The sequence below is a fragment of the Castellaniella defragrans genome (assembly GCF_014203015.1).
In the GTDB taxonomy this organism is placed as follows: domain Bacteria; phylum Pseudomonadota; class Gammaproteobacteria; order Burkholderiales; family Burkholderiaceae_B; genus Castellaniella; species Castellaniella defragrans.
In genome coordinates this window covers 84,523-100,904 of record NZ_JACHIB010000010.1, presented here as the reverse complement: position 1 = coordinate 100,904, position 16,382 = coordinate 84,523, and the positions used below count along the sequence as shown (strand labels likewise).

The following is a 16,382-nucleotide window of genomic DNA, read 5'->3' as shown; positions in this document are numbered from 1 at the left end:
CCACATCATGAGCTTCAAGGTCACGGTGCTGCCGGCCAACCGGGCATTCACGGTCGAGCCGGGGCAGACGGTCCTGGATGCCGCCCTGGCGGCCGGCATCGTCCTGCCCTACAGCTGCCGCAACGGCACCTGCTCCACCTGCGAGGGGCGGGTGGTCTCGGGCGAATACGACGCGGGGCCGGCGCCGGCCCGCATCCTGGACGCGGCCGACCTGGCCCGGGGGCATACCCTGCTGTGCCAGGCGCGCCCGTCCTCCGACCTGGTGATCGAGGCCCGCGAGGTCCGCATGGCCGACGACATCGTGGTGCGCAAGATGCCCGTGCGGGTGCTGTCCCTGGAGCCCCTGGCGCCCGACGTGATGGAGATCACCCTGCAGCTGCCCTCGGCCGAGGCCTTCCGCTTCCAGCCCGGCCAGTACCTGGAATTCATCCTCAAGGACGGCAGCCGGCGCAGCTATTCCATGGCCTGCGCCCGGGCCGACGACCACCGGGTGCGCCTGCACGTGCGCCACATGCCCGGCGGCCTGTTCACCAGCCGGGTCTTCGGCGCGGGCGCCGAGCCGCTCAAGCCGCGCGAGATCCTGCGCATCGAAGGCCCGCTGGGTTCGTTCTTCCTGGATCCCGACGACCCGCGGCCGATCGTCTTCCTCGCCAGCGGCACGGGCTTCGCCCCCATCCAGGCCATGATCGAAGGCATGCTGGAGCGCGGCGACACGCGCCCGGCGACGCTGTACTGGGGCGGACGCCGCCCCGCCGACCTGTACCGGCGGGACCTGGCGCTCGCATGGCGCGAGCGCCTGCCGGGCTTCCGCTTCGTGCCGGTCCTGTCCGAGGCCGCGCCCGGCGACGGCTGGACGGGGCGCACGGGCTGGGTGCACCAGGCGGTCATGGACGACCTGCCCGACCTGTCCGGCCACCAGGTCTATGCCTGCGGCGCGCCCGCCATGGTCGAGGCCGCGCGCCGCGATTTCGTGCAGCAGTGCGGGCTGCCGCCCGAGGCCTTCCACGCCGACGCCTTCACCTCGGCGGCGGACCTGGCGAGGGTCGAAGCATGAGGGGCGCCTTTCATCCTGGAGCGGTCCTGCGATGAAAAATACCCCCCACGCTGCGCCTGCGGCTTGCTGTCCACCTCGTGGCCTGCATGCCGCTCGGATTCGCCAGGCGCAGGACAGTCCTCAAGGACTGCCCTGTGTCCGGGCTCATCCCCCCAGGGGGGGCGCCTTTCATCTTGGAGCGGTCCTGCGATGAAAGTCGCCGTCTTCGGCGCGGGCATCATCGGGGTGTCCAGCGCGTGGTGGCTGGCGCGCGCCGGCCACGAGGTCGAGGTCGTCGAGCGCCGGCCGGGCGCGGCCCTGGAGACCAGCCGGGCCAACGGCGGGCAGATCTCCGTCTGCTACGCCGAGCCCTGGGCCAGCGCGCACACGCTGCGCAAGGTGCTGCGCTGGCTCGGGCGCGCCGACGCGCCGCTGCGCGTGTCGCCGCGCCTCGATCCGCGCCAGTGGCTGTGGTGCGCGCGCTTCCTCAACGAATGCCGCGGGCCGCGCTTCGCGGCGAACCTGCGCGCCATGGTGGCCCTGGCGCAGTACAGCCGCGCCACGCTGCGCGGACTGCGCGCGGAACTGGGCATCGAATACGACCACCTCGAACGCGGCATCCTCGCCTTCTACCGCGATCCGCGCGAATTCGAGTACGCCCGCGCCAGCGCCGCGCGCATGCGCGAACTGGGCGTGGACCGGCGCATCGTCGACGCGGCCGAGGTCCTGCGCATCGAACCGGCCCTGGCGGCGTCGCGGGATCCGATCGTCGGCGGCGACTTCACGGCGGACGACGAGTCGGGCGACGTGCACCTGTTCACCCGCGCCCTGGCCGAACGGGCGCGGGACGCGGGCGTCGTCTTCCGCTACGGCACCCGGGTGAACCGGCTGGTGCCCGTGGACGGGCGCATCTCCGTGGCCGAACTGATCGAGCCCGACGGCTATTTCCGGCCCCTGCAGGCCGACGCCTACGTGCTGGCCCTGGGCAGCTTCACGCCCGAGCTGACGGCGCCGCTGGGCCTGTCCTGCCCGGTCTGGCCGGCCAAGGGCTATTCCGCGACCTTCCGCCTGCGCGACCCGGCGGCCGCACCCATGGTGAGCCTGGTCGACCAGGAAGCCAAGATCGTCTTCTCGCGCCTGGGCGACCGTCTGCGCATGGCGGGCACGGCCGAGATCGGCGGCTATTCCCGCGCCCTCGATACCGGACGTTGCAATCGGCTGGTCGAGCACGCCCGCGCCCTGTTCCCAAGCGCCCTCGATTTTGCTAATGTTCAGTTCTGGTCCGGCCTGCGGCCCACGACGCCTTCCAACGTCCCCCTCATCGGCCGTACCCGCATACGCAATCTCTACCTGAACACGGGCCATGGCAGCCTCGGCTGGACCATGGGGGCGGGTTCCGGCAGGGTGCTGGCCGACCTGGTGTCCGGCAGGACGCCGGATATCGACTTTCCCTTTTTGGATTGAAACATCATGAATTTTCCTTCCGGCTCCGGCATCTTGCGCCCGGGGATGCGCGCTGTCTGGCTGCTCGCGGCCGCTGTTGCGACCGCGCCCGCCTGGGCGGCGACCGAAGTGCCGGTCTGGCACACCCTCAAGGGCCACAACGCCGAGACCTTCCAGGATCTGGTCAAGGCCTACAACCGCAGCCAGTCCGACGTGAAGGTCGTGGTGCGCGCCTTCGACACGCCCGAGGCGCTCGACCAGGCGCTGGGCGCCGCCGCCCAGTCCAAGAGCCTGCCCGCCCTGGCGCAGATCGGCGACAGCCACACGCTGGAAGACATCGCCCAGCGCAGCTACGTGCAGCCGTTCCACGCGCTGCAGAAGTCCTCGGCGCTGAAGAACACGCGCTGGTTCGTGTCCCCGGACAACGCCTTCATCCATGACGCCAAGGGGCAGCTCATGGCCTTCCCGTACATGCTGGAAATCCCCGTCATGTACTACAACCAGGACGCCTTCAAGAAGGCCAAGCTGACGCCCGCCGTGCCGCAGCGCACCTGGATGGAGCTGCAGGGCCAGCTCGTCACCCTGGCCAACAACGGCTCGCGCAAGTGCCCGCTCACCTCCGACCTGCCGGTGTCGATCAACCTGGAAAACCTGGCGGCGGTCAACAACCAGCTCTACGCCAGCGCCGACAACGGCCTGAAGGCCAAGGGCCTGCCCAGCTTCTCCTTCGATTCCACCTACGTGCGCCACCTGGCGCTGATGATCAGCTGGGTGCGCTCCGAGATCATGGTGCGCCCGGACGCCGGCATGCGCTCCGTCAGCCGCTTCGCCCAGGGCGAATGCGCCGTGCTGATGTCCAGCTCCGGCCACATCGGCGAATTCCTCGGCCAGCGCAAGCTGCGTTACGCGGTGTCCGGCCTGCCGTACTACCCCGAAGTCACGCGCACCCCCGGCAACCCCTTCGTCAGCGGCGCGGGCCTGTGGGTCATGAAGACCGCCAAGCCCGTCACCGATGCCACGGCCGCCTTCCTGGGCTGGCTGTCGCAGCCCGAGCAGGCGGCGCGCTGGTACCAGCAGACCGGCTTCCTGCCGCTGACCCAGGCCGCGTTCGACGCCACGCCCGCCAGCTACTACGCCAACCTCGGCCAGTGGCGCGATCTGGTGGCCGTCTACAGCGGCAAGTCCGTCCTGACGGCCCAGGGCTTCCGCATCCACAACTATCCGGCCATCCGTTCGCGCTTCCAGCAGATCCTGGATTCCGCCCTGAGCGGCCAGCAGCCTGCCGTCACCGCCCTGAAGACGGCGGCGCTGGAGGCCAACAACCTGGTGCGCCAGCGCTGATCGCGGCGCCGGCGCGGGGCCTGGCTTCGGCGTGATCGCCGGGGCCGGTCCGGGCCCGGCTCCGGCCTTCGGCTCCGGTTTCGATTCTGGTTCCGGCTTCGGCGATCCCGGCTCCGGCATGACTGCCGGGGCCGCCGAAGTTCCCGCTTTCTGACGTCCTCCGCCCCCGGAGGCCGCGCCGATTTCACGGCACGGTCCCGGGGGCGGACCTTTTCGTCCGTTCGTATTTCCCAGTCTGGCGGCCCGCGTCGGAGCACGCCACCATGGACACCGTGATTCACGACCGCGGTGTCGCCGGAGGGAAACCATGATCAGGATGAGGCGTGTCAGGATGGGGCGTGCGGGGCTGCTGCTGGCGGGGCTGGCCGGGCTGGGGGGCTGCGCCGCCCCGGCGGACGGCGCCTGGTGGCGCGATCTGGCGGGGCTGGCGAATCCGCCCGGCGTCTACCGCTTCGACTGGCGCATCGCGGGCGATCCGGCGCTTGCACCGCTGCAGGTCTTCGACGACGGGCGCGAGACCTGGCTGCAGTATCCGGCGGACCAGCCGGCCCCCGCCGTGTTCGAGCGCACCGCCCGGGGCGACCGGCTGCTGCGGCCCCGGCGCGAGCGGGACTACCTGGTCCTGAGCGGCGTGCCCGAGCGCATCGTGCTGCGCGGTGGCCTGTCGTGGGCCGAGGCCTGGCGCGGCGCGGGGGCGGCGCCGGAGGCCGCTCCGGCCGTGTCCGCGCCAGAGGGCGCCTCGTCCATGCCCGCGCCGGTGGGCTCCGAGCCGGTTTTCGCGGCGCATGCCGGCGGCGCGGGAACGGACCGGATACGGGGCTCGGTGCAGGATCCGATGCCGGGTTCGATGCCGGGCTCGATGAAGGAGCGGACACGCGAGCAGGCGCCGGACCGGATGCAGGCGCAGATACGGGACCCGATGCGGGGCCGGACGGCCGGGTCGCCGGTGGCGCATCTGCCGATGCCCACGCCGCGCCCCGCGCCGCCGCCATTCCCGCTGCCGCCCGTGCCGCCCGTGCCGCCGAATCCGCCCGCGCCGCCCGCGCCGCCTGCGGGGCCGGTCCTGGCCGGGGGTGCCTCGTCCGGGGACGCGGGCGCCGCGCCGGCCGTGGCCGCATCCGCCGCCCGGGCGCCGGCCAGGGGGTCCGCCGTGTCTTTCGAGGTCACGCCGGCCGACGGCAACGTCCGGCGGGCGCTGGGGCGCTGGGCGCATGCCGCGGGCTGGACCTTCGAGCCGGAGCACTGGGACGTCGATGCCGACATTCCCCTGGCGGGCTCCGCCGTCTTTGGCGATTCGTTCCGCGCGGCCGTGCGCGGCCTGCTGTCCGCCACCGAGCTCGGCGACCGCCCGGTCCAGCCCTGCTTCTACGCCAACCGGGTCCTGCGCGTGGTGCCGCTGGCGCAGCGCTGCGACCGCACGCGGGCGCCGGGAGCCGAGTCATGACGACATCCCGCCGGTTCGGGCCGGCCCTCCTGTGCCTGTGCCTGGGGCTGTCCGGCTGCGCCTTCTCCGAACGCCTGCGCCAGGCGGCGGACGATTTCCGCCAGGCGGGCGACACCGCGTCCGGGGAACATGGCCGGTTTTCCCGCGCCGCCGTCGATGCCGACGCGCGCCGCGCCGCCCAGGACATCGAGCGGCCCTGGGTGGCCGGGCGGGCGCAGCCGCTGGCCCGCGAGCTGACGCTGCCCGCGCCCCTGCGCGCCCGCGTGCGCACCACCCTGCTGTTCGCCGACGGCACCGACGACCTGCGCCGCATCGCGCGGCGCATCGCCGCCGTCACCGGCATCCCGGTCCACGTGCGTCCCGACGCCCTGCTGCCGTCCGGGTTCTTCCTGCCGCGGCTGGCGGGCGAGGCGGGGCAGGGCGCCGCGGCCGCCGATCCGCCCGAGCCCTTCGATCTGGCCGACGGCCCGGCGCCCCTGCCGCAGACCCTGGATCGCCTGTGCGCGCATCTGGGGGTGCGCTGGCGCTACGAGCGGGACCGCATCGAATTCTTCCGCACCGACACCCGCGTCTTCGACGTCCAGGCGCTCACGCTCGACGCGCGCGTGCAGGCCTCGCTGGGGCAGGGGCGGGATGCGTCCGAAGGCGGCTTCGTCAGCGCCTCGGGCACCCGCCTGAGCGGCGGCGACCAGGACGTGATGAAGACCATCCGCGCACGGATCGAGCCGTTCCTGTCCCGGGCCGGCGTGCTGGTGGCCGAGCCGGGCGCCGGGGCGTCCGTCGTGGTCACCGACACGCCCGACGTGCTGGACCGCATCGCCCGCTACCTGGATCGGGAAAACCGGGCCCTGACGCGGCGCGTGCGCCTGATCTTCGAGGAGCTGACCGTGGCCCTGAGCGAGCAGGCCCAGGCCGGCATCGACTGGAACCTGGTCTTCTCCGGCGCCCGCCTGGCCGCCGGGCTGGCGGTGCCGGCCCTGGGCGGCGGCACCGGCGGACAGCTGGGGGTGGACATCGTCCGGGGGCCGTTTTCGGGCAGCGAAGCCGTCATCCGCGCCCTGGGCGAATCCGTCCAGCTCGTGCGGCGCAGCAGCGTGCCCATCCTGGGCCTGAACCGGCGGCCGGTCTCGCACGCCGTGCGGACGACGTTCTCGTACATCGACCGCATCGAGACCACGCCGGTCTCCGGCGCCACCGGCCTGGCGGTGCCGGCCGTGTCCGTCAACCAGAAGGCCGAGACCGTCGGCTCCCTGCTGACCCTGGTGCCCGACGCCCAGGAAGACGGCCGGATCCTGCTGTCGCTGGCCTACGACAACACCGTGGCCCAGCCCCTCAAGACCGTCACCTTTGGCGACAAGGACCATCCCTTGCATCTGCAGCAGCTCACCATCGAAGGCAACGGCACGGTGCAGCAGCTGGCCTTGCAGCCGGGCCAGCCGCTGGTGGTGTCGGGCTTCGACCGGCAGACCGCCGAATCCGCCGAACGCCGCCTGAATCCGGGCGTGCCGGCGCTGCTCGGCGGCGGCAACCAGCTCAGCACCCAGCGGCTGACCACGGTGCTGATCATCACCGCCCAGGTCGAGGAAGGACTCTGACATGGCGCGCACCGCTCGTCTCGTCTGGGTGGACCGGGTGCCGCTGGCCTTCGGGCTGGACTGGGTGCCGCTGCTGGGCGATCCGGAGGCCGCCCGCGCGCAGGCGCGCCGCCAGGGGGCTTCCCACCGGGTGGTGTCGGGCGATCCGCCCGCCGCGCTGGGCCTGGCGCGCGGCCTGCCCGCCGGCCTGGCCTGCTGGTCGGCGGCGGACCTGTTGGCGCGCCGCCATCCGCGCGGCACCGTGGCCTGCGTGCTGCCGCTCGACGACGGCACCTGCCACGTGCTGGCCGCGCACGAGGGCGTCGCCCTGGCGCGGGCCGACCGCGCCTATCCCGACGCGGATCTGGCCGGCGAGGCGATCGAGGCCCTGCGCCAGGCGCATCCGAAACTGCAACTGCTCGCGGCGCATGCCGGCGCGGGCGCGGGGGCGCCCGGGCTGCTGGAGGCGCTGGCGGGCGAAGCGGCGGGCCGGCGTCCCCTGGAACCGGTGCGGCGGCGCGGCCGGCGGCTGGCGCTGCTCGTCCTGGCGGCGGGCCTGGGAGCGGCCGGCTGGCTGCGCTGGGGCGGCCCCGCGGATGCGGCCGCGGCGCCCGATCCCGATGCGCGGGCCGACTGGCACGCGGCGCTGGAGCGCACGCTGGCCAGCCGCCCGCTCCATGGCGAGGCCGGCACCCGGGCGCTGCTGGACGCCCTGTACCGCCAGCCGGCGCGGCTCGGCGGCTGGTCCCTGCACGAACTGCGCTGTCAGCCCCGGCCGGACGGCGCGCTCTGGCAGTGCGTGGGCGAATACCGCCGCCAGGGGCGCCTGGCCGACAACCGCGCCCTGCTGCGGGCCGCTCCCGCCGACTGGCGGCTGGATTTCCCCTCGCTGGACATCGCCCGCGCCGCCTGGACCCTGTCCCTGCCGGGCCGGCGCCCCGAACCGCGCAGCCTGCCGCGCGCCGGCCTGCTGGCGCGCGACTGGGCCAGCGCCCTCCAGGCGGTGCTGCCGGCCTTCCCCGTGCTGCGGCTGGACGCGGGCCGCCCGCTGACGGTGCCGGCGCCACGCGACGCCCAGGGCCGGGAGCCGCCCCTGCCCGAGGATTTCCCCCGGCTGTCCGTGCGCGCCTTGCGGGTCGAAGGCCCCTTGCGTTCGGGCGCGCTGCTGGTGCCGCTGGCCCGGGCCGTTTCCTGGCACAAGGCCGCCCTGACTCTGGCGCCCGGTGCCCGGCCCGACGTGCGCGCCAGCCGTCTGATGCTGCATCTCGAAGGAACCGTCTATGAAAACCGGTCGTGAATTCGCGCGCGGGATGAGCAGGTCCCGAACGGGGCCGTACCGGGCGGCCGTGGGGCTGTGGCTGGCGCTGGCATGGGGCATGCCGCCGCCGGCCGGAGCGCAGCCGCTGGCGGGCGCGGGGCCGGCCGCCGAACCGTCCGTGGCCGATCCCGCGCCGGAGGACCCCCAGTCCCGCTGGGAAACCCAGTCGGTGCGCGAACTGATGCAGCAGGACTTGCGGGATGCGCTGCGCGCCGCCTCCGGCGCCGCCGCGGGGCGGCCGGACGGCGGCGCCGGCCCGGACCCGGGCGCGGGCGTGCGGCCCGTGCTGGAACCCCGCCTGGTGGCCCTGTACGGGGTCGGCCAGGCCCTGATGGCCGAAGTCCAGGTGGGCCGCCGGGCCTATCTCTACGTGCGCGGCCAGGCCTGGCCGGCCGGCCATGTCGGGGATCGCGGCGTCTACCAGCTGCGCGGCATGAACGGTGCCTGCGTCCAGCTCGAACGCGGCGAGGACCGCCATTCCCTGTGTCTGCGCATGCTGCTGGGCGAGGTGCGGCCATGAAGCCCTGGTCCTCCGCCCTGGCGCTGGCCGAGCCCCAGCCGCCCTTCGATCCGGCCCGTGCCGGCGTGATCGACCACCCCGGCCAGCTGTCGATGCTGCGGCCGGCGCTGCGGCGCGTGCTGGCGCGCGACCTGGGCGTCCAGGCGCTCGCGGACCGCATCTGCCCGGTGGAGCGGGCCGACGGCAGCGTCACCTTGCTGGCGCGGGCGGAATACGTCGGCAGCGACCAGGCCGATGCGCTGGAGCGGCGCCTGCGGGCGGCCGGGCGCCTCCTGTCCGAGCCGGCCCGCTATGTGCTGCCGGCGGCCCTGCTGCTGGCCCTGTCGCGCGAGGGCGGCGCGGCGGCGCTGGCGCAGGGCGGAGACCGCACGCCGACCGCCCTGGCCGGGGTATTCCAGGATCTGGTCGAATGGGGCGTGCGCCAGGGGGCGACGGACCTGCACCTGAACATCCACCGCGACGCGGCGGAATCCGAAGTCCGCTATACCGTGGCCGGCCGCTACGTCGCGCCGGAGCGCTTCCGCCACATGCCCACCGGGCTGCTGCGCGACGTGCTGGCCGTGGCCTGGATGGACATCCAGGGCGGCAACGGCGCGGTCTTCGATCCGCTGCTGGAGCAGCAGGGCAGCCTGCTGCGCCGCGTGGACGGCCGGGCCTACACCTTGCGCTGGGCCTCGCTGGCCGCCGACCGCGGCCCCAGCGTCTGCCTGCGTTTCCTGTCGCGCGACGCCGGGCCCGGCCCCGCCACGCTGGCCGCGCTCGGCTACCGGGCCGACCAGGTGGCCTGCTTCGAGCGGGTGCTGAAATCCGAAGGCGGGGCGCTGGTGTTCGCGGGTACCGTGGGCTCGGGCAAATCGACCACGCTGGCGACCCTGATCCGCGGCCTGCCGGCGCACCGCAAGATCATCACCCTGGAGGAGCCGGTGGAATACCGGATCGACCGCGCGGTGCAGAACACCATCGGCCGCGACCTGGACCAGCAGGCGCATGGCCGCTACGCCGCCAAGCTGCGCACCCTGAAGCGTTCGGCCATGACCGACGTGCTGCTCGGCGAGATCCGCGATGCCGAGAGCGGCCTGGCCTTCATGGACCTGGCGGGCTCCGGCGTCAACGTCTACACCACCGTGCACGCGCCCTCGGCGCGCGCCATCGTCGACCGCCTGGCTTCCGATTTCATCGCCGTGCCGCGCGATTTCCTCGCCATGCCCGGCATCCTGAAACTGCTCGTCTACCAGGCGCTGCTGCCGCGGCTGTGCGCGGACTGCGCGGTGCCGGCCGGCGCGGCCGAACTCGTGCGGCAGGAGCCGGGCGGCGACGCCGCGTACTGGCGCCGCTGGCTCGGCTGGATCGGGCTGGCCTGGGACGTCGATCCCGCGGCGCTGCGCCTGCGCAACCCGGACGGCTGCGCGCGCTGCCGCCGCGCCGCGCTGCCGGAGCTCTTCGGCTACGAAGGCCGGACCGTGGCCGCCGAATGCCTGGAGCCCGGCCTGCCGGGCGCCGCCGGCGGCAGCGGCCACGTGCCCGATCCGCACGCCAGCGCCATGGCGCACGCCATGGAAAAGGCCGCCGCCGGCCTGGTGGATCCGCGCGACGTCGAAGTGCGCTTCATGGCCTTCGAGACCCTGCTGCTGCGCCAGGGGCGGCTGCCGGCCGGCTGCGCCGCGCCGCCCCGGCCGGGAGCGCGCCGATGATGCGGGTGCGGGCGATGCTGGCGCGGCTGCGCCTGCGGCTGGATGCCTGGCGCTTCGCCGGCGGACGCGCGGATTATTTCGACTACCTCCAGGCGGTGCTGCTGGGTGCCCAGGGCCGCCTGACGGTGCGCGAACTCTTCGACCGGGATGCCGCGCGCCATGGCCCCGGCACGGTGCGCGGGCGCCTGTCGCGCACCTGGGCGCGGGCCTGCGAGGCGAGCGGCGGCGATCTGCACGCCACCTGGCTGGGCTGCTTCCCCGCGGACGAACTGGCCCTGGTGCGGACGGCCCAGGCCTATGGCAATGCGCGGCTGCTGGCGTGCTTCCAGGCCCTGGCCGGCCACCTGGCGCTGCTGATCCAGGCGCGGCGCATGCTCTGGGCCACGCTGGGCTCGGCCGCCGCGGCCCTGCTGACGGCCAGCCTGCTGCTGCTCGCCTTGCCGCGCTGGACGGTGCCGGCCCTGCGGCAGGCCTTCCAGGGCCTGCCGCCCGCCTACCTGGGCGACTGGTCGCGCGCGCTGTTCGCCGGCGCGGACTGGCTGCGCACCTGGGGCGGCTGGCTGCCGGCCGCGCTCTGCGTGCTGCTGGCGGCGGCCCTGTATTCCCTGCCGCGCTGGCGCGGGCCGCTGCGCCGCCGCCTGGACCGCCACGGGCCCTGGCGCCTGTACCGCCAGGTCCAGGCGCTGCGCCTGCTGGCGCTGATTTCGATCCTGCTTCAGCCCGGCGCGGGCGGTTCGACCCAGCTGCGGCCGGTGGTCCTGCTGTTCCTGGAAGACGCCGGCCCCTGGCTGGGCGCGCATCTGGCGCGCATCGCCGACCGCATCGACCAGGGGCTGGCCGGCGCGGCGGCCTTCGACACCGGGCTGCTGGACCGCGACCTGTACTGGTATCTGGAGGACATGGCCGCCGCGCGCGGGCTGCAGTCCGCATTGCAGGCCGCCCATGGGCGCATGGCCGGCCGCTGGCTGGACCGCGTGCGCACCCAGGCCCTGGCGCTGCGCTGGACGGCGCTGCTGCTCGGGGTGGCGGTCGTGCTGGGCATCGGCCTGTGGCACTACGCCGCGCTCGACGAGCTGCGGCGCGGCTGGATGATGTTTCATGCCGGCTCCTGAGGGCCGGCCCGTTTCACCCGGCTCCGGGAGCGGGTTTTTTTCCATCCGGCTCCGAGGGCCGGTTCTTTCCACCCGGCTCCCAAGAGCCGGTTCTTTCCATCCGGCTCCCGAGAGCCGGGTCATTCAAAAGCCGGACGTCCGGCAAAGGGGGGCTTCATGCATACATTGGCACATGGGCGCGCCGCGCGCCGGCGCGGGGAACAGGCGGGGTTCTCCCTGGTGGAGGTCTCGATCGTCACCGCCATCGTGCTGCTGATCGCGGTCATCGGCATTCCCGCGATCGGCGGCTACGTGATGGAGAACAAGGTGCCCAAGGTCGGCCAGGAACTGGCGCGCTTCATCATGCACGTGCGCGTCAATGCCGGCACCTCGGGCGATGCGCCCTACGAGGACATCGGCACGGCCAACCTGGCGGCCATGGCGGCCGATTCCTCCGTGCTGACCGTGGCGAGCGACGGCACGGTGCTGCACGGCCTGGGCGGCGGCGGCGCGGTCGAGATCGAATCGGCGGATGCCGGCGCGGCGTTCCTGCTGCGCCTGAAGCAGGTCAACCACGTGGCCTGCCCTTCGATCGCGTCGGTGCTGCAGCGCGTGGCCGACCGCATCACGGTGGAAGCCGGCGGCGGCACCGCCCGCACGGTCAAGGACGAGACCACGGCCTATAACGCATTGACGGCGGAGTCGGCCTGCGCCAAGGGGGACGTCAACCAGTTCGTGTTCCATGTCAGCTGACGGAGCGCGCGGGGGCGGGGGCCGCGCCCGGGCGATCGTCTGGCCGTTCGTCTGGCCGATTGCCCGGTCGATCGCCAGGCAGATCACCTGGCAGATCACCTGGCAGATCACCTGGCAGATCACCTGGCCGGCCGCCTGGAGGCGCCGCCGGTTCCCCGCCCGGTTGCATGCCGGATTGCGCCCCCGCGTGCGCGCCCACCCCCAGCGGGGTTCGCTGCTGCTGGAATTCATGGCCGTCGCGGCCCTGAGCCTGGTGCTGGCGCTCTGGGCCAGCCACGAATGGGCGCAGCGCGCCCGGACGCTGCAGGCCCGCTCCCTGGCCGTCTGGATGGAAGCCGCCCGCGGCGCGGCCGAGTCCTTCCTGGCGCGCCACGCGGCCGAGCTGGCAGATGCCGGCACCGTCGACGCCCTGGCCGGCCAGGGCTACGCCGACTGGACGGCGCCGCGCTGGGACGAATTGCGCTCGGCCGGGCTGCTGGCCGCGGGCTGGCAGGCCGCGGGACCCTTGCGCCGGACCCTGGGGCTGCGGGTGCTGCGCGAAGGCGCGTGCCCGGGCGCCTCCTGCCGGGTGTGGGCGCTGGTGCATGCGCGGCCCGCCCTGCGGACTTCCGCCGGCGGGGTGGACGAGGCGCTGGTGGCCGAGTGGCTGCAGGCCGCCGAAGGCCGCGGGCTGGTGGTCTGGCCGCGCCGGCCGGGATTCCTGAGCGGCGCCGGGCAGCGCATCCCGGTCCCGGAAGAGGGCGCCGCCGACTGGGGGCCGGGCGTCGTGGCGCTGGCGGCCCGGCCTCCGTCCGGGCAGGCGGGCGGGGCCGGCAGCGGAGGCGGGGAGGGTGGCGCGGGCGACGACGCGGCCTACCTCCGGGTGCGGGACGCGCGCGATCCCGACTTCCAGGGCGACGCCACGGTCCAGGGCGTGGTGCGCAGCGGCACGCGCCTGGCCGCGCGCGACAGCCTGCACCTGGAACGGGGCTGGAAGGTCGGGGACGCCTGCGCGCCGGAGGGCGCGCTGGGCCGCGCCGTGGACGGCGTGGGCATCCTGGCCTGCCGCCAGGGACACTGGACCCTGGTGGCGCGGCCGACCGGCGGCGGCTACATGGTCCACAGCCGCCGCGGCTGCGCCAACGTCCTGGGCGTCTCCACGGCCAATCCCGTCACCGGGGTGTGCGCCTGCCCGACCGGCTATGCCGCGGCGCAGGTGGCCGAAAGCGGGACGCCCGCGGCGCCGGAGGGCCTGACCATGGGCTACCTGTGCCTGCTGCAGAAATGAACCGGCCGCGCGTGGACGTGCGCCCCCTCGTCGGGCAATGGGCCGTCCCGGCCCGGCAAGGCGCCGTGCGGATCGCGCGTCCGGCGCGTGCGGGCGTTGCGTGCGGCGTCTCGCCGGACGGGACGGGGGGCGCAGTAGAATGGCTGCCCGGCCCGCGCCAGCGGGCCGCCCGGGTGCGCGGCGCCGGCGATCGGTCCGCGTCGACGTGCGTGCGCCGCGCCCCGCGCGCGAACCGGGGCCCGCACCGATGCCCGTACCGGGGCCCGCACCGATTCCGGAGATGCCCGCAGAAATGTCCTTGATGAGCGATTCCTTCGATCCCGCCGGGCCGATCCTGGCCACCTACATGCGCGGCGGCACCAGCAAGGGCGTGTTCTTCACGCCCGACGACCTGCCGCCGGCCGCGCGCGTGCCCGGCGCGACGCGCGACGGGCTGCTGCTGCGCGTGATCGGCAGTCCCGACCCCTACGGCCAGCAGATCGACGGCATGGGCGGCGGCACGTCCAGCACCAGCAAGGTGGTGCTGGTGTCGCGCAGCACGCGTCCCGACTGCGACGTCGATTACCTGTACGGCGCGGTGTCCATCGGCACGCCGGTGATCGACTGGAGCGGCAATTGCGGCAACCTGACCGCCGCCGTCGGCCCCTTCGCCCTGGCCCGGGGCCTGGTGGATGCGCCGGCGGACGGCATCGTCGCGGTGCGCATCTGGCAGGCCAACATCGGCAGGAAGATCGTCGCCCACGTGCCCGTGTCGCGCGGCCGGGTCGTGGAGGCCGGCGCCTTCGTGCTGGACGGGGTGACCTTCCCGGGCGCGGAAATCCGGCTCGAATTCCTCGATCCCGGCGCGGGCGACGCGCTGCTGCCCACCGGGCGTGTCGTGGACGAACTGGACGTGCCGGGCGTCGGCCGGATCGAGGCCACGCTGATCGATTCGGGCATTCCCTCGATCTTCGTCGCGGCCGCCCGCCTGGGGCTGCGCGGCGACGAGACCCAGGCCGAGGTCAATGCCGACGCCGGCCTGCTGGCCCGGCTGGAGGCCGTCCGGGCGCAGGGCGCGGTGGCCATGGGCCTGGCGGCCGATGTCCGGGAAGCCACGCGCGCGCGGCCCCACACGCCCAAGCTGGCCTTTCTCGCGCCGCCCGCGGATTTCACGGCGGCGGACGGCCGGCGGATCGCCGCCGGCGAGATCGACCTGCTGGCCCGGATCCTGTCGATGGGCAGGCTGCATCACGCCATGACCGGGACCGGCGCGGTCGCCATCGCCTCGGCCGCCGCGATTCCCGGCACCCTGGTGGCGCGGCTGCGGCGCCCCGGCGCGCAGGGCCCCGTCCGCATCGGGCACGCCTCGGGCATCCTGGCGGTCGGTGCCGAGGCGGAACGCGCCGCCGCCGGCGGCTGGCGGATCTCGAAGGTCGTCGTCAGCCGCAGCGCGCGGCGCCTGATGACGGGCGTGGTGCACCCGGCGCCGCTGCCGGACGCGGGCTGAGGTCGCCCGTCCGGGCGCCTCAGGCCTCCGCGTCAGGCGTCCCGGTCCAGGACGTACGCCGCCAGGTCGGCGATGGAAAGCACGGCGCGTTTCCCGTCAGCGGGCAGCGGGACGGTCCGCACCGCGCCGCGCCGCGCCCCTTACTGCCCGTTCCAGGCGGCGATCAGCGCGCGTTCCTCGTCCGTCATCTGCGTCAGGTTGGCCAGCGGCATGTACTTGCTGGCGACGACCTGCTTGATCTGGGCGGCGTGCTGCAGCGTCTGCTCGTTGGTGTCCAGCATGATCCCGGCCGGCGCGGCGGCGAAGCCGGGCTGCGTGGGCTTGGCCGAGTGGCATTCCGTGCAGCGGGCGGTCATGATGCCGTGGACCTGTGCCACCGTGACGGCCGCCTGCGCGCCCGCGCCGCCGGCCTGGCCGGTCTGGGCGGATGAAGCCGCAGCCGGCGCGGGCGACGGGGCGGCGATCCAGCCGATGATCGCCAGCATCGCGATGCCGGCCAGCGGGTAGCGCAGGTCGTTCTTGCCGGTGTGGCGCAGCACGAAGTACTGGCGGATCACCGCGCCGGCGAAGATGAACAGGCTCATGATGACCCAGGCGTATTCGTTCGTATAGGTGAACGAATAGTGGTTGCTGAGCATCAGGAAGATCACCGGCAGGGTGAAATAGGTGTTGTGCACCGAGCGCTGCTTGCCCCAGGCGCCGTCCAGCGGGTTCGGCTTCTCGCCGGCCTTCAGGGCCCTGACCATGCGGCGCTGGCCGGGAATGATCCAGAAGAACACGTTGGCCGACATGCAGGTCGCCATCAGGGCGCCGGTGATCAGGAACGCGGCGCGCCCCGGGAAGATCTGCATCGTCAGCCAGGACACGATCACCATCATCACGCCCACGGCCGCGCTCAGCAGCCCGTCGCGCTCGACGGTGGGGCTGATGATGCGGCACAGGCGCGAATAGATGTTGTAGCCCACCACCAGGAACGCCACGGCCAGGATGCCGGCCTCGGTGCCGTTCATGTTGCGCGCCCATTCCCAGGGGCTGGACGGGTTGACCAGGTAGATGTCGGCGCGCAGCAGGTACATCAGCATGAACAGGCCGAAGCCCGACAGCCAGGTGGTGTAGGCCTTCCAGAACGACCAGTGCAGGTCGTCGGGCAGTTCGGCCGGGTTGGTCAGGTACTTCTGGTTGTGGTAGAAGCCGCCGCCGTGCACGGCCCACATTTCGCCGTGCACGCCCAGTTTCTTGCTGTGCTCGCCCTTGGGCGCGTGCAGGCTCAGGTCGAGCATGACGAAGTAGATCGATTCGCCGATCCAGGCGATGGCGGCGATGACGTGCAGCCAGCGCAGCAGCAGATTGCCGTACTCAAGGAAAAAGCCTTCCATGAGAGTCTCCTCTTGGTTTCTTCGTTCGTGGGGATTGCCGGGATG

13 protein-coding genes are annotated in these 16,382 nt (G+C 73.7%); 12 read left to right on the top strand and 1 reads right to left on the bottom strand.

From position 1 onward, the window contains the following. The first annotated feature begins 7 nt into the window (after nucleotides 1-7). The 12 genes from HNR28_RS09790 to prpF all read left to right on the top strand — a co-directional run bounded on the left by HNR28_RS09790 (nucleotide 8) and on the right by prpF (nucleotide 14,961). Nucleotides 8-1,054, top strand: a complete 1,047-nt coding sequence (locus tag HNR28_RS09790) for a CDP-6-deoxy-delta-3,4-glucoseen reductase (protein ID WP_151023809.1) — start codon at nucleotides 8-10, stop codon at nucleotides 1,052-1,054. 189 nt (nucleotides 1,055-1,243) lie between these two features. After that, a complete protein-coding gene (locus HNR28_RS09785) occupies nucleotides 1,244-2,497 on the top strand; it encodes a D-amino acid dehydrogenase (RefSeq protein ID WP_043681837.1) in 1,254 nt (417 codons plus the stop codon). Between the two features lie 6 nt (nucleotides 2,498-2,503). Then, nucleotides 2,504-3,817: an extracellular solute-binding protein gene (locus tag HNR28_RS09780; RefSeq protein WP_043681839.1), complete on the top strand. Its 1,314-nt coding sequence runs from the start codon at nucleotides 2,504-2,506 to the stop codon at nucleotides 3,815-3,817. A gap of 307 nt (nucleotides 3,818-4,124) precedes the next feature. After that, entirely contained in the window at nucleotides 4,125-5,261 is a 1,137-nt protein-coding gene (locus HNR28_RS18850; protein ID WP_409364708.1) for a TrbG/VirB9 family P-type conjugative transfer protein, read from the top strand. After that, nucleotides 5,258-6,856 (top strand): hypothetical protein, encoded by a 1,599-nt coding sequence (locus tag HNR28_RS09765; RefSeq protein WP_151025654.1) that lies wholly within the window; start codon nucleotides 5,258-5,260, stop codon nucleotides 6,854-6,856. Before HNR28_RS18850 ends, HNR28_RS09765 begins: the two co-directional genes overlap by 4 nt. A gap of 1 nt (nucleotide 6,857) precedes the next feature. Then, nucleotides 6,858-8,132 (top strand): hypothetical protein, encoded by a 1,275-nt coding sequence (locus HNR28_RS09760; RefSeq protein ID WP_184142826.1) that lies wholly within the window; start codon nucleotides 6,858-6,860, stop codon nucleotides 8,130-8,132. 13 nt (nucleotides 8,133-8,145) lie between these two features. Next, entirely contained in the window at nucleotides 8,146-8,673 is a 528-nt protein-coding gene (locus HNR28_RS09755; RefSeq protein ID WP_184142823.1) for a hypothetical protein, read from the top strand. Next, nucleotides 8,670-10,364 (top strand): ATPase, T2SS/T4P/T4SS family, encoded by a 1,695-nt coding sequence (locus HNR28_RS09750; protein ID WP_043681848.1) that lies wholly within the window; start codon nucleotides 8,670-8,672, stop codon nucleotides 10,362-10,364. Before HNR28_RS09755 ends, HNR28_RS09750 begins: the two co-directional genes overlap by 4 nt. Then, nucleotides 10,361-11,476, top strand: a complete 1,116-nt coding sequence (locus HNR28_RS09745; RefSeq protein WP_151024661.1) for a hypothetical protein — start codon at nucleotides 10,361-10,363, stop codon at nucleotides 11,474-11,476. Before HNR28_RS09750 ends, HNR28_RS09745 begins: the two co-directional genes overlap by 4 nt. Before the next feature lie 156 nt (nucleotides 11,477-11,632). Further along, complete coding sequence (locus HNR28_RS09740) at nucleotides 11,633-12,208, top strand: type II secretion system protein (RefSeq protein WP_043681850.1); 576 nt, start codon at nucleotides 11,633-11,635, stop codon at nucleotides 12,206-12,208. Continuing rightward, nucleotides 12,198-13,475: a hypothetical protein gene (locus HNR28_RS09735; RefSeq protein WP_151024662.1), complete on the top strand. Its 1,278-nt coding sequence runs from the start codon at nucleotides 12,198-12,200 to the stop codon at nucleotides 13,473-13,475. Before HNR28_RS09740 ends, HNR28_RS09735 begins: the two co-directional genes overlap by 11 nt. A 301-nt stretch (nucleotides 13,476-13,776) precedes the next feature. Next, nucleotides 13,777-14,961 carry a 2-methylaconitate cis-trans isomerase PrpF gene (prpF, locus tag HNR28_RS09730; protein WP_151024663.1) on the top strand — a complete coding sequence of 395 codons (1,185 nt, stop codon included), beginning with the start codon at nucleotides 13,777-13,779 and terminating at the stop codon, nucleotides 14,959-14,961. A 140-nt stretch (nucleotides 14,962-15,101) separates the two neighbouring features. On the opposite strand, the gene HNR28_RS09725 is transcribed toward prpF, so the two are convergent. Beyond that, nucleotides 15,102-16,337 carry a urate hydroxylase PuuD gene (locus HNR28_RS09725; protein ID WP_151024664.1) on the bottom strand — a complete coding sequence of 412 codons (1,236 nt, stop codon included), beginning with the start codon at nucleotides 16,335-16,337 and terminating at the stop codon, nucleotides 15,102-15,104. Nucleotides 16,338-16,382: the final 45 nt, after the last annotated feature.